This is a genomic window from Jannaschia sp. L-14R (assembly GCF_056857695.1).
The window spans coordinates 208,802-222,494 of the sequence record NZ_JBSXNP010000009.1; the positions used below are offsets into that span (position 1 = coordinate 208,802).

At 62.9% G+C, this 13,693-nt stretch carries 11 protein-coding genes; 4 read left to right on the plus strand and 7 right to left on the minus strand.

The features are described 5' to 3' along the window. Nucleotides 1–26 precede the first annotated feature (26 nt). The 3 genes from AC13C2_RS05395 (at nt 27) to AC13C2_RS05405 (ending at nt 6,207) form a co-directional block, all read left to right on the plus strand. Nucleotides 27–1,415, plus strand: a complete 1,389-nt coding sequence (locus tag AC13C2_RS05395) for an efflux RND transporter periplasmic adaptor subunit (RefSeq protein WP_482886157.1) — start codon at nt 27–29, stop codon at nt 1,413–1,415. Beyond that, nucleotides 1,412–5,389 (plus strand): efflux RND transporter permease subunit, encoded by a 3,978-nt coding sequence (locus AC13C2_RS05400; protein WP_092762290.1) that lies wholly within the window; start codon nt 1,412–1,414, stop codon nt 5,387–5,389. The genes AC13C2_RS05395 and AC13C2_RS05400 overlap by 4 nt, the downstream gene beginning before the upstream one ends. A 485-nt stretch (nt 5,390–5,874) precedes the next feature. Further along, a complete protein-coding gene (locus AC13C2_RS05405) occupies nt 5,875–6,207 on the plus strand; it encodes a TfoX/Sxy family protein (protein ID WP_092762288.1) in 333 nt (110 codons plus the stop codon). Between the two features lie 64 nt (nt 6,208–6,271). On the opposite strand, the gene AC13C2_RS05410 is transcribed toward AC13C2_RS05405, so the two are convergent. The 6 genes from AC13C2_RS05410 to AC13C2_RS05435 all read right to left on the minus strand — a co-directional run bounded on the left by AC13C2_RS05410 (nt 6,272) and on the right by AC13C2_RS05435 (nt 12,035). Continuing rightward, nucleotides 6,272–7,471 carry a hypothetical protein gene (locus AC13C2_RS05410; protein WP_482886158.1) on the minus strand — a complete coding sequence of 400 codons (1,200 nt, stop codon included), beginning with the start codon at nt 7,469–7,471 and terminating at the stop codon, nt 6,272–6,274. A gap of 84 nt (nt 7,472–7,555) precedes the next feature. Further along, nucleotides 7,556–8,185 (minus strand): uracil phosphoribosyltransferase, encoded by a 630-nt coding sequence (upp, locus tag AC13C2_RS05415; RefSeq protein ID WP_482886159.1) that lies wholly within the window; start codon nt 8,183–8,185, stop codon nt 7,556–7,558. A 1-nt stretch (nt 8,186) separates the two neighbouring features. Then, the gene (locus tag AC13C2_RS05420) at nt 8,187–9,155 is read right to left on the minus strand and encodes an adenosine deaminase (protein ID WP_482886160.1); all 969 of its coding nucleotides are present in this window, start codon (nt 9,153–9,155) and stop codon (nt 8,187–8,189) included. Further along, a complete protein-coding gene (locus tag AC13C2_RS05425; protein ID WP_482886161.1) occupies nt 9,152–10,327 on the minus strand; it encodes a phosphopentomutase in 1,176 nt (391 codons plus the stop codon). Before AC13C2_RS05425 ends, AC13C2_RS05420 begins: the two co-directional genes overlap by 4 nt. Then, on the minus strand, nt 10,324–11,640 hold the full coding sequence (locus tag AC13C2_RS05430) for a thymidine phosphorylase (protein WP_482886162.1): 1,317 nt from the start codon (nt 11,638–11,640) through the stop codon (nt 10,324–10,326). The genes AC13C2_RS05425 and AC13C2_RS05430 overlap by 4 nt, the downstream gene beginning before the upstream one ends. Further along, nucleotides 11,637–12,035 carry a cytidine deaminase gene (locus AC13C2_RS05435; protein WP_092762276.1) on the minus strand — a complete coding sequence of 133 codons (399 nt, stop codon included), beginning with the start codon at nt 12,033–12,035 and terminating at the stop codon, nt 11,637–11,639. Before AC13C2_RS05435 ends, AC13C2_RS05430 begins: the two co-directional genes overlap by 4 nt. A gap of 152 nt (nt 12,036–12,187) precedes the next feature. Here AC13C2_RS05435 and AC13C2_RS05440 point away from each other — a divergent pair, with 152 nt between their 5' ends. Then, complete coding sequence (locus AC13C2_RS05440; protein WP_092762274.1) at nt 12,188–12,661, plus strand: YHS domain-containing (seleno)protein; 474 nt, start codon at nt 12,188–12,190, stop codon at nt 12,659–12,661. A gap of 103 nt (nt 12,662–12,764) precedes the next feature. Here the strand turns inward: AC13C2_RS05440 and AC13C2_RS05445 are convergent, their stop codons facing one another. Next, entirely contained in the window at nt 12,765–13,679 is a 915-nt protein-coding gene (locus AC13C2_RS05445) for an MBL fold metallo-hydrolase (protein WP_482886164.1), read from the minus strand. Nucleotides 13,680–13,693: the final 14 nt, after the last annotated feature.

Below are 13,693 nucleotides of genomic sequence, written 5' to 3' on the forward strand. Positions count from 1 at the left end.
GCCTTACGGCGCAGAAAGGCCAGACCATGCGTTTCTTTCCTCTCTTGACTGCGATCCTGGTCGGCATCGCCCTGTTCTTCGTGGTTCTGCAACGCGATGCCCTGTTTCGGTTTGCCCAAGGCATCACAACGGATGGCACGGCTCCGCCGGTGATCGACAATGCCGCCGCGCCCGCCGCTGCGCCCGTGTCGATCACGGATGACGACAACCAGGCGGGGCCCCGCGCCGTGCCTGTCGTCGCCATTCGCTCCAAGGCGCAGGACGTTCCCGATGCCGTGCGCGTCCGCGGTCAGTCCGAGGCGGCGCGGCAGGTCGAGGTTATGGCCGAAACAACTGGCAGGGTGATTTCCACGCCGATCCGCAAGGGGGCCTTTGTCGAGGAAGGGCAGCTTCTGTGCGAACTCGATCCGGGCACTCGTGACGCATCTTTGGCCGAAGCCCGCGCGCGGCTGGCCGAGGCGCGCGCGCGCCTTCCCGAAGCGGAGGCCCGCATCCCCGAAACCCAAGCCCGCATCGCCGAAGCGGAAGCCGTGCTGGAGGAAGCGCGCCTGAACCAGACCGCCGCCAGCCGCCTGTCAGAAGGCGGCTTCGCATCCGACACGCGCGTCTTGAACGCTGCCGCCGCGCTTCGTTCCGCCGAAGCGGCGGTCATTGCGGCTACGACAGGGCTGGATACGGCACAGGCCGGCATCGAATCGGCGCAGTCCGGGATACAGGCCGCCGAAGCCGCCGTGGACCGGGCCGAACTGGATATTGCGCAACTGACGATCGAGGCACCTTTCTCGGGGCTGCTGGAAACGGATACGGCTGAACTGGGCGCGCTTTTGCAAAGCGGTGGCCAGGGCGCGGGCAGCTGCGCGACGATCGTGCAGCTGGACCCCATAAAGCTGGTCGGGTTCCTTCCGGAAGCGCAGGTCGACCGCGTGACGGTGGGGGCCAACGCCGGGGCGCGACTGGCGTCCGGCCAGACGGTCGAGGGCGTCGTCACCTTCCTGAGCCGCTCGGCCGACGATCTGACGCGCACCTTTCGGGTCGAAGTGACGGTGCCGAACCCGGACATGCGCATCCGTGATGGCCAGACGGCGGAAATCCTGATCGAGACCCCGGCGACCGTTGCGCACCTGATCCCTGCGTCGGCCCTGACGCTGAACGACGAGGGGCAATTGGGCGTACGCATCATCGAAGACGGCAAGGCCGGTTTCGCCGCTGTCGACCTGGTCCGCGATACGCTGGATGGCGTTTTGCTGACGGGCCTGCCGAATACGGTCGACGTGATCACCGTGGGGCAGGAATACGTCACCAACGGTGTTCTTGTGCGCCCTACCTTTGTCGATGAGGTCTCCACCCTGGGGACATCGGTCAACGATCCGGCGACCGGGGGCGGTTCGGGGCTGACACCGGAGATTACGCAGTGACTGGCCTGATCGACTGGGCCGCCGAACGGGCACGGATGGTCATGGCCTTCGTGGTCTTGTCCATTATCGCCGGCACGGTCGCTTACATCTCGCTTCCGAAAGAGGGTGAGCCCGACATCGACATACCCGGCATCTTCGTGTCGGTTCCCTTTCCCGGCATAAGCGCCAGCGATTCCGAAAAGCTTCTGGTCAAGCCGATGGAAACCAAGCTGAAGGAACTGGACGGTCTGAAATCCATGACCGCAACGGCGGCGGAAAACTATGCCGGTCTGTTTCTGGAATTCGAATTCGGTTGGGACAAGTCCGCGACCATCGCCGACGTCCGCGACAAAATGGGTCAGGCAGAGACCGATTTCCCCGACGGGGCCGAGCAATACACCATCAACGAGATCAACTTTTCCGAATTTCCGATCCTGATCGTATCGCTGTCCGGCTCCGCGCCCGAGCGTACGTTGCTGCGGTTGGCCAACGAATTTCAGGCCCTTCTGGAAGGAATGCCTCCGATTCTGGAGGCCGGGCTGGCCGGGCATCGCGAAGAAATGCTGGAGGTGCTGATCGATCCGCTGGCGTTGGAGGCATATAACGTGACCGCCGGGGAATTGTCCGCCGTGGTGACGCAGAACAACCTTCTTGTGGCTACCGGGTCGATCGAAACCGCGTCAGGGGCCTTTCCGGTGAAAATCCCCGGATCATTCGAGTCGGCGGCGGATGTCTATGCCCTGCCGGTCAAGACCAATGGCGACCGCGTCGTGACGCTGGGCGATTTGGCCCGGATCAACCTGACGTTCGAGGATCGAACCGGCACCGCTCGTTATAACGGCGATACGACGGTCGCGTTGCAGGTGGTGAAGCGCAAGGGCTTCAACATCATCGACACGGCACAGCAGGTCCGCGACGAAATCGCGCGTGAAACAGAACGCTGGCCCGAAGAATTGCGCCAGGCCGTCGATGTCACCATCACGCTGGACCAGTCGCGCACCGTGCGTTCGATGGTGTCGCAGCTGGAAGGCTCGGTCCTGACGGCCATCGCGCTTGTCATGATCGTGGTCCTGGCCACACTGGGCACGCGGTCGGCGCTGTTGGTGGGGTTCGCGATCCCAACTTCGTTCCTTTTGTCCTTCGCGATCATGGCCGTCATGGGCATCACCATTTCGAATATCGTGATGTTCGGCCTTATCCTGTCCGTCGGCATGCTGGTCGACGGGGCCATCGTGGTGGTCGAATATGCCGACAAGCGCATCTCCGAGGGCTCCGGCCCGATGAAAGCCTATACCGAGGCTGCGAAGCGCATGTTCTGGCCGGTCGTGTCGTCCACCGCGACAACGCTTTGTGCGTTCCTGCCGATGCTGTTCTGGCCCGGCGTTCCGGGCGAATTCATGGGAAATCTGCCGGTCACCCTGATCTTCGTGCTGTCCGCCTCACTGGTCGTGGCGCTGGTCTACCTGCCGGTGCTGGGCGGCGTTGCGGGCCGTATTTCCCGCATATTCGAGGGTGGGTCGAACTGGCTGCGTCGCAGCTTCCCGTGGATCGTCCGGCTGGTGCTGACGCTGGCGTCCGCTTGGTTGATGATCGTGTCGATCCTGCAGGTCCTGAATCCCGCCTATCTGTTGCCGCCCGGAGTTCCGATGGGCAACCTGATCGGCGCGCTGATGTTCGTGGCGTCGGCGGCGCTGTTATCCACGACGCTGGGGTCGGTCACCTTTCACCGTCGCGCCCGCCGGGTCCGGTCGGGATATCGGCGCAGCCTGTTCGGTCAGTTCATCCACCTGATTGTCGGCAACCCGATCGGTCCGATCGTTGCCGTTGTGATGGTCGGGTTCACGGTCGTTTCGGTGTTCACCTACTTCGGGGCCAACAACAATGGCGTCGAATTCTTCGTTGAAAGCGAGCTTGAGAACGCCAATATCTTCGTCCGGGCGCGGGGCAATCTGTCGCTGGAAGAAAAGGATGCCTTGTTGCGTCAGGCCGAACGGATCGTGCTGGATACGCCCGGCATCCAGTCGGCTTTTGCCTTCGCGGGCGAAGGTGGTCTGCAATCGGGCGGTCCCGGCGCATCAAGCGGGCCGGGCGATACCATCGGACAGATCCAGATCGAAATGGTCCCCTGGGAAGACCGCCCGACCATTTCCGAACCATTGTTCACGCTGTTCGGTGTGACGTTCAATAAATCCGTCGTCGATCCGGCGTTCGACGGCGATATGATTGCTGAGGATCTGCTGGCGCGGTTGCGTGAACTTCCGGGTATCAAGATCGACCTGTCTGCACAGGATCGCGGCCCGGCGCAGGGCAAGCCTGTGCATCTGCGCCTCAAGGGTCAGAACTGGGCCGACCTGCAGGTGGCCACGGCGACAATGTCCGAAAGACTGTCTGGAATGGCGGGCCTGATCGACGTCGAGGATACCTTGCCCCTGCCCGGTATCGACTGGGAAATCGACGTCGACGTCGAGAACGCAGGCCGTTTCGGTGCGGATGTGGCAACGGTCGGCGGCATGGTGCAACTGGTCACGCGCGGCATCCTGCTGGACAAGATGCGGGTGGATACGTCCGACGACGAGATCGAAATCCGCATCCGCCTGCCCGAGGAGGATCGCGTTCTTTCGACACTGGACTCCCTCAAGGTCCGGACAACCGACGGACTCGTGCCGTTGGACAATTTCATCACCCGCCGCCCGGTGCCGCAACTGGCGCAGATCGACCGCTTCGATGGCGAACGGTTCTTTGATGTGAAGGCCGATGTGGTGACGGGACTGACGATCCTCAAGGCGACGCCAGTGGCCAGCGACGATCCAGCTTCGGGCGGCCCGTCTGACGATACGGTGGCCGTGGACCTTGGTTTCGGCAGCGCCGTTTCGGAAGCCCAGATCGCGGCCGGCGCAAGCTATAACCTGACACGGCGTGTTCAAGCGACCGGGCTTGCCGCAATGCTCGCCGGGATCGGGCTGGGACAGGCCGAAACCGTCACCTATTACGATCTGGACCAGCCAACGATCGCAGGCGGTGTCGCTGCCGCGCAGGACCTGCTGGATGCAGGTGCCTTGCCGTCCGTCGTCCCCGTCACCGCGAACGAACGCATCGCCCTGATCACCGAACAATTGCAATCCGACGATCTGTTGCCCGCATCGGTTGCATGGGAATGGACCGGCGATCAGGAAGAACAGGCCGAAAGCGAAGCATTTCTGGGCCAGGCCTTCATCGGTGCCCTGGGCCTGATGTTCGTGATCCTGCTGGCGCAGTTCAACTCGATCTACAACTCGGTCCTCGTGTTGCTGGCAGTCATCCTGTCGACGACCGGCGTTCTGGTCGGGATGCTGGTTATGGGTCAGGCGTTCTCGATCATCATGACCGGCACCGGTATCGTCGCACTGGCCGGGATCGTGGTGAACAACAATATCGTGCTGATCGACACCTATCAGGACTATTCCCGCTACATGCCCCGGCTGGAAGCGATTACCCGCACCGCCGAGGACCGCATCCGACCTGTCCTGCTGACTACGCTGACCACGATGGCGGGACTTGCACCGATGATGTTCGGCCTGTCGATCAACTTCATAGGCGGCGGCTATTCAATCGGGTCGCCGACCGCGCTGTGGTGGATCCAGCTTGCAACGGCAGTGGTCTGGGGTCTGGGTGTAGCCACGGTCCTGACGCTGATCTTTACGCCCGCGATGCTGGCGGGCCGGGTCTGGGTCGTCGCCTATGCACGGGGGATCGGCCGCTTGCTGGGACGTCTGGGTATGGGACAAGGAAGTCGTGCCGCACACGATTGGGCCCTGCGGCGTCAGGCCAAGCGGGTGCGAATGCCCGTCCTGCTCTGGGCCGAGGAAATCGACGAGGAGCCGGAGCTGCCGATGGATCTGCCTTACGCAGGAAATGCTGTTCCGGTTGGCGTATCGGACCGGTCTGACGATACCGGACAGACCCCGGAGGACCATCCTCCGATCGGTTCGCGTCCTCCGCTTAGGGCTGCCGAATAGGACGTCACCTTATTTAACAGAACGCCTGCTTTTTGACCTCTTCGCGCGGATTCTGCACAGTTCCGCCGGGAAAGCCGACCATAGCAGGCGCTTTTCGTTCAATTCGGTGTGTTTTCCGCGCAGCAGCATTGACCACGCTGCATCGCAGCTTAACCTGAAAATCATAGGGCAAGCGGTCTTTCCTCCTCCCTGACTGCGACGCCTGAAATAGCAGAAGCGGCCTTGTCCCTCCTCTTCCCGAGACAAGGCCGCAATTCTGCCTAAATTCAAACAAACCTTAATCATTGTTTCCGTGTTGGATACAGCATCGTCCTCGTACGGAGCAGTCCGATGATTCATTCCACCCCGACCCAGCAACCCATCCCCGCGCAAGCCCCGGTCAAGCGCAAGCCGCGCCCGGCACTAGTCCGGTTCACCGATTGGGCCTCGATCTAAGGTCGCACCAAGACTGGACAGCGGACGCCGGACGGCTTTTCCTGTCAGCCATGGACAACGACTCGCCCCTTTCGGCGTTGCGGAACCTTGGCCCCGCCATGGAGCAGGCCTTTGCCAGGGTCGGCATCGAAACAGTCGGCGAATTGCGAGATCTGGGCACCGATGCCGCTTATGCCCGCCTGTTGCAGAACGGCTCCCGCCCGCATTTCATCGCCTTCTATGTGATCGAAATGGCGCTGCAGGGCCGCCCTTGGAACGATTGCAAGGGCGACGAGAAGGCCGCTCTGCGGGTCAGGTTCGATACCCTCAAATCCCGCAATACTGACCCGGATACCGATGCTTTTGAGGCGATGATGAACGCGATCGGCGTGATTGAACGCTAGGATTGTCGTCAACCGAAAGGCCGCCGGAGGACACTCCGACGGCCTTTTGCGCGGCTTGCAATGTCTATTGCGTGACGAGGATGATCGGACGCAATCGCCGGGGCGTCTCGTTCGTCCAGATGCCCTGCGACTGGTAATCGCCTTCCAGCGTGCGTGGCCCCCGGTTCGGGTTCAGCCGTCCATCGCGCCATGCAGCCCGGTATCCTTTGGGCGGATGTGACACATCGAACGTGGTACGCGCGGCAGGCACTATCACCGTGCGCCGCCCATTGCGCGTAGACGCGCTTGTCACCGTGGTGGCGGTCTCCACCGATGATGATCGACGTCCGTCCAACGACCAGTTCTTGTCACCGCCACAACGCGTGGCGCGGCGCAGATAGCGTGACGACAGCTCGGATGCGCCAGCACAGCCCTTGGTCACGGGCGCTACACCCCGCGCAGTCGCACGGTTCGGACTGGGCGCATTCGGATTGACTCGAACTGCATGCGCGGGCGGCGTCACGGCCACCACCGTTTGCCCCCGAAGACTGCTGCGGACGGCGCGGCGCGGGATGGCCGGGGTCGTATCAATGTTCGGGGTCGCAACGCCCGTGGGTATTGTGACCCGGCTTGTCGGCGTTGTGGCCCGAAGTGCGGCGGCACAGGCGGGCGTATTCCGCAGATAGCGCGTCGACAGATCCGATGCCCCGCAGCCGACGGGCAAAGGTATAACTGCCTGATGCGGTGCTACGGCCTGATGAACCGGCCGGGGCGCCGCTGATCGAGGCGCCGCTGGCCGGGGCGCGGTTGCGACACGGGCCGGAGCGGTGGAGGGTTGCCGGACCGGAGCGCGACGGGGTGCAGGTTCGACAATCTGGCGCGGTGCGGCGGCGGCGGGCTGGCGACGGATCACCGGCTTGACAGTCTCAACCGGGACAGGAGCGGCGGTCGCAGTCGGCGCAGCGGTGGTCGCTGGTGTGACCGGCTCGGACACGGCCGTCGTCGTCACAGGGCGCCTCGATGGCGTCTGGCCGCATACCACGGTGCGATCGCGATTGACGCGCGGCACCCATCTGGTCGTATCGCCAAACCCCGCACGAATGAAAAGGCAGCCCTGGCTGTCGATGTATTGATCGGCGGAATAGCTGGCGGGCGGCACCTCGGCCGGGCCCTGCGTGTTGCGAACCGTGCGTGTCTGTGCTTCGGCCAGACCGCCCGTGATCGCAACGGCAACGGCGGTCACGGCGAATGCCAGACCCCTCGTGAAGTTAAGCCAAAGGGCCATGTCGCATTCTCCGAAAACCATCCATCCCGTTGGCATCCTGCCCGCCGCTCCGGAGCAAGTAAAGCACGGTCCAGCCCTTCGCCGCTATTTGGTGCCGAACATCCGGTCGCCCGCATCGCCAAGTCCCGGCACGATATATCCCTTGTCGTTCAACCGCTCGTCGATCGCGGCAGTCACGATCGGCACGTCCGGATGCGCCGCTTTCATTCTGGCGATGCCCTCGGGCGCGGCCAACAGGCACAGGAACCGGATGTCGGTCGCGCCCCTGGCCTTGAGCAGATCGATGGCGGCAGCAGAGGAGTTGCCCGTCGCCAGCATCGGATCGACGGCGATGACCAGCCGTTCGTCCAGCTGATCGGGAACCTTGAAGTAATATTGCACCGGCTCAAGCGTAGCTTCGTCGCGGTAAAGGCCGACGAAGCCCACACGCGCCGACGGCACCAATTCCAGGATACCGTCCAACAACCCGTTGCCCGCGCGCAGAATGGACACGAGAGCCAGCTTGCGGCCAGCCAGAACCGGGGCATCCATCGCCTGCAACGGCGTCTCGATGCGACGGGTCGTCATCGGCAGTTCGCGGGTAATCTCATAGGCCAGCAACTGACTGATTTCGCGGAGAAGCTGGCGGAACACGGCGGTGGACGTGTCCTTGTCGCGCATCAACGACAGTTTGTGCTGCACCAGCGGGTGTTTGACATGGGTCAGGTGGTCCATTTCAGGCCTCCAGTTTCGAGAGCAGGGCCGCGCGGGTTTCGTCATCGCAGAATGCCGCGCGGGCAGCGGTCTGATTCAGGGCACGGAAGTGATCTTCGCCCCATCCGAAATTGTGCTGCAACGCATCGTATTCGTCGCGCATGCTTGTATGGAAGAATGGCGGATCATCGGTCGAAACCGTGACATTTACCCCATCTGACATAAGTTTTTCAATAGGATGGACGGCGAAGTTCTTGTAAACTCCAAGCGCCACATTGGAGCCGGGACAGACCTCAAGCGTGATCTGCTCCTCGACCAGTCGCCGGACCAGTGCCGCGTCTTCGATGCTGCGAACACCGTGGCCAATGCGGGTGACATTCAGGTGGTCCAGTGTATCGCGGACCGATTCCGGGCCGCCAAATTCACCCGCATGCGATGTCAGGCCCAGGCCTGCCTCGGCAGCGCAATCGAAGGCCCACCCGAAGTCGGCGGCTTTGCCCAAGGTCTCGTTGCCACCCATACCGAACCCGGTAATGAACCTGCCTGCTGTTTCAGCCGCGCAACGCGCCGTTTCCCGTGCCTTATCGGGACCGAAATGGCGAATGCAGGTTATAATACCGCGCATTTCAATTCCCTGTACGGAATTCGCCCCCTCCTGGATAGCTGCGAGATACTCATGCCAGGCACCCAGATCCCGACCGCCGCAAAAATCGGGACTGAGAAAAACTTCCGTATAAATGACACCCTGATCGCGCGACTGTTCCAATACGGCTTGCGTCAGGCGGGCAAAATCTTCGGGCGTTTCAAGGACTTTTGTCGCGGCCTCGTATACATTAAGAAAACCTTGGAAGTCTTTGTATTTATATGACCCATCTAGATCAAATATGCCGTCGAGCGCGACCCTCTTTTCGCCACCCAGACGTCGAATGAAATCCGGAGGTGCCGCGCCTTCAAGGTGCAGATGCAGTTCGATCTTGGGATTGAATGTCACAGGAAACTCCGTCCGGGTCCGATGATAGGCACGCCGAGATGAGTACAGACCGACGCGGCAACGTCGGCGAAGGCAACCAGACCGGCCTCCCCGGATTTGCCGGCGACCAGCACCGGAACCCGCTCTCGCGTGTGGTCCGATCCCCTCCATGTCGGGTCATTGCCATGATCGGCAGTGAAAATCATAATGTCGTCGGGCCGCATCGCGTCGAGGATCGGTGGCAGGCAGCCATCGAACCACTCCAGATGCGCAGCATAGCCCGCGGGGTCGCGGCGGTGGCCATAGAGGCTGTCGAATTCGACGAAATTCGCGAAGGTCAGACTGCCGTCGGGCATATCGCGCACTGCATCCTGAAGATGACGCATCAACGCCGCATCAGGGCCTTTGACATGGGTGTCGATGCCGCGCATCGAGAAGATATCCCCGACCTTCCCAATGGCATGAACCTGTCGGCCTGCGCCCTGCACAATGTCACACAGCGTTGGTGCGGGCGGCATGATCGCGAAGTCGCGGCGGTTCGATGTCCGCTCCCACGGGCCATTTCCGACAAAAGGCCGGGCTATGACACGGCCCACCTTCATCTCGTGCAGAGTCGGGGCGATGGTGCGGCACAGGTCCAGCAGGCGGTCGAGGCCAAAGTGATCTTCGTGCGCGGCGATCTGAAACACGCTGTCGACCGAGGTATAGCAGATCGGCCAACCGGTGCGGATGTGGTTTTCGGCCTCGTCTTCGATGATCAGGCTGCCGGATGCGTGACGATTGCCAAGAATACCCTCCGTTCCGGCAGCCTGCCTGACCAGATCGACCAGCGCGGGTGGAAAACAGGGTTCGGTATCGGGAAAGTAGGTCCAGTCGAACGGCACAGGCAGCCCCGCCAGCTCCCAGTGACCCGAAGGCGTGTCCTTGCCGTTCGAGACTTCGGTCGCAGCCCCCCAGAGGCCACTGGGCATTTCGTCCAGTCCGGGTGCCTTTTCGCCGGATGCTATCCTGACAGCCGCTCCCAAGCCCAATTTATCTAAATTAGGTAATTTCAAGCCACCTGAAGGTCGTTCAGCGGCGCAATACTGTGCGACATGGGCAAGCGTATTTGCACCTTCGTCACCAAAATCATCGGCATCGGGCGCACCTCCACACCCAACGGAGTCAAGAACGATCAGGAAAGCACGGCTCATCGGATCGTCTCCTGCACAAGTTGCGGCGGTGTCACGGCACCGCTGGCCATGACAATCGCGCGGGCCACCCGCTCGGCGGCTTCTTCGGCGGCGTCACCTGTGGCGGCGTGGACGCGAGCCAGCGGCTGTCCTTCGGTTACGACGGCCCCCAGTTGCGCGATGTGACTGATGCCGACAGTGGGGTCGATGCGGTCATCCTCGCGCCGCCGTCCTCCGCCCAGATCGACCACCACCTCACCCAGCGTGCGCGCGTCGATGCGGCCGACAACACCGGGTTGATCGGCGCGCAGTTCGGCAACGACGGGTGCGGCGGGCAAGCGGTCGCGCCAGCGGTCCGGAAAATCGCTGGGGCCGCCCTGCGCTGCAACCATGCGACCGAAGACTTCCGCCGCAACGCCCGAAGTCAGCGCCGTGCCGATGCGCGCAGCCCCCTCCTCCGCGTCGGCGACCAATCCGCCCAGCGCCAGCGCCTCGCCGCCCAGCGCGCGGGTCAGCGCGATCAACCGGCTGGACCGGCGGGTCGACGGCTCGGTCAGTGCCTCCATCGCTGCGATCACTTCCAGCGCATTGCCGCAGGAGGTTGCGGCAGGCTGCGACATATCCGTCAGAATGGCGGAGGTCATAACGCCGTTCGCCTGCCCCGTCTCGACAAGGGCCTGCGCCAGAGCACGAGCGGCGGCGGCGTTCGCCATGAAAGCACCCGGTCCTGTTTTAACATCCAGAACAAGAGCTTCTATGCCTTCTGCCAGCTTCTTAGACAGGATCGACGCAACGATCAGGTCCAGGCTTTCCACCGTTCCGGTCACGTCACGCACGGCATACAGCCGACGGTCGGCGGGCGCGATGTCCGCAGTTGCCCCGACGATGGCGCAGCCGACGCGGCGGACGATGTCCTGCAACTCGTCCGTCTGCATCTCGGTCCGGAAACCGGGGATCGACGACAGTTTGTCCAGCGTGCCGCCGGTATGACCCAGACCGCGGCCCGAAATCATCGGGACATAAGCCCCGCAGGCGGCAAGAGCCGGGGCCAGCACCAGTGACACGCAGTCGCCGACCCCTCCGGTCGAATGCTTGTCGACGACCGGGCCAGGCAGATCCCATTCCAGAACGTCCCCCCCATCGCGCATCGAACGGGTCAGCGCGACGCGGCCTTCGGGGGTAAGCGGTGTATGGCAGACACCCATTGCAAAGGCTCCGGCCTGCGCGTCGGATACCGTGCCGTTGGCCAATCCTTCGGCAAACTCCGTCAGCGCTCCGGCCCCAGGAGCGTCTCCAGCCCGCAAGGCGGCAAGGGTCTCGCGCGCGCCGGTCAAGCCATATGGCCTGCGTCGAAGGCCCCCGGCAGGAGGTCCGCAATTGTGGTGGCTCGCTCGATCCCGTCCACGGTGGCCAGTGTAACCGACACATCGCCCGACCCGAATTCGGCCAGCTTCTGGCGGCAGCCGCCGCAGGGCGGAACCGGAGAGGGCGATCCGGCCACGACATAGACCTGTGTCAGTGCGGTTTCGCCCGAAGCGACCATGGCGGCGATGGCCCCCGCCTCGGCGCAGGTGCCTTCGGGATAAGCCACATTCTCGACGTTACAGCCGCGATAGATCGTGCCCGACACAGCCCGGATCGCCGCGCCGACCTTGAACTTGGAATATGGGGCATGGGCATTTTCGCGCACGGACAGGGCGGCATCGCGCAGATCGGACGTCTGTTGCATCGGGGGCCTCCGGCATCGGTTGGGGTCTGGTTCCGTGCTAGGCTCCAGACCCGGAGGGATGCAAGCCCGAAGCCTCGCGCAAGCGTGACGCGGCTTGATTGGCCATACGATGCGACAAGCCTCATCTTCGGTTTAATGCAAAGGATTTTTCCATGAACCGAAGAACTCTTTTTATCGGGGGCGCAGCCGCCCTGACCGCCTCTGCTGCGGCAGCCAGTCTTCTGTTGCCACGCAAGCTGCCCCCGGCTTTGACCTATACCCGAGACGGGTTCGCGATCGGCGGGACGGATCCGGTTGCATATTTCACGCATGCCCGCCCGATCGGCGGCGATCCGGCCTATACCCATGACTATGCAGGCGCCACATGGCGATTCATCAGCGCGCTGAGCCGGGATGAATTCGCCGGAAATCCTGACGCATACGCCCCTCGATACGGAGGCTTCTGCGCCTGGGCCGTCGCTGCCAAGAGCGCGTTGTTCAGCACCCAGCCCGACAATTGGGCCATCGTGGACGGCAAGCTTTACCTGAACTTCAGCGACGAGGTGCAGGCCGATTGGGACAAGGACCGGGCGGGGTTCATCCGGCAGGCCAATTTGCGCTGGCCCCGGATCGTGGCGTCCCTATGACCTGAGAAGCCTATGACCTGAGAAGGACGCCCCGGAAACCGGCGCGCCCTCTTTGCGCCGGAATTTTTCCGGAAAGCGCGAGGGGAAGTCCCCTCGCCCGACCTCACAGCATCATCTGATAACTCTCGGGGACCCAGCGAAACCCATCGCCCCGCGTCTCGACGTATCCCACCGCCGGGAACGGCATATGGTAGCCGATCATCGGTATCCGTTCGGACGCCAACATCCCCAGAATGGTCCGGCGGCTATTGGCTGCGGCTTCCTTGTCCATGTCGAACTTCACCTCCCAGTCCGGATACGCAAGCGACCAGACGTAGTGGTTCGCCAGATCGGCGGCGATCAGCAGTGACTTGTCGCCCGACGACAGGCGATAGCTCATGTGACCCGGCGTATGGCCGAAGGCCGCGATTGCCGTGATCCCGGGTGCCGCGTCCTGCCCGTCACCGATGAATGTCATCTTCTCGGCCAGCGGTCGCACCTTCGTCTCGAAGCCCTCGTTTTCCATTGCAGCCCATGCATCGAATTCGGTCTGACCGGTCACATAGGCGGCATTGGCAAAGGTCGGCGTACCATTCGCCATCAGTCCGCCTATGTGATCGCCATGCATGTGCGTCAGGACCACCGTGTCGATATCGCCGGTCGCATAGCCCGCGCCTTCGACGGCTGCGGTTATGTCTTCGGGCGATTGGCCCGTGTCGAACAGGATCAGGCTTTCGCCGTTGTTCACCAGGGTCGGGGTGAAAAAGAACTGATTCACGTCGGCGGGAATGAAGGCTTCGGCACTGACGGCGGCGAAGGTTTCCGCGTCGACGTTCATGCCGAAGATCTCCTGCGGCGGCGTCGGGTTGGTCAGCGTGTTGGCCAGTAGGGTCGTGACCTCCAGATCGCCCAGCATGAAGCGGCGGGCGTTCTGGACTGTCGGCTCCTGCATCGGGGCGGCGGCCTGAGCGGGAAGGACTGCCGCGATAGGCAGGGCGGCGCCTGCGCCAAGCGCGGCGCGACGGGTCATTAGGGTCATTGGAAATCCTCCGG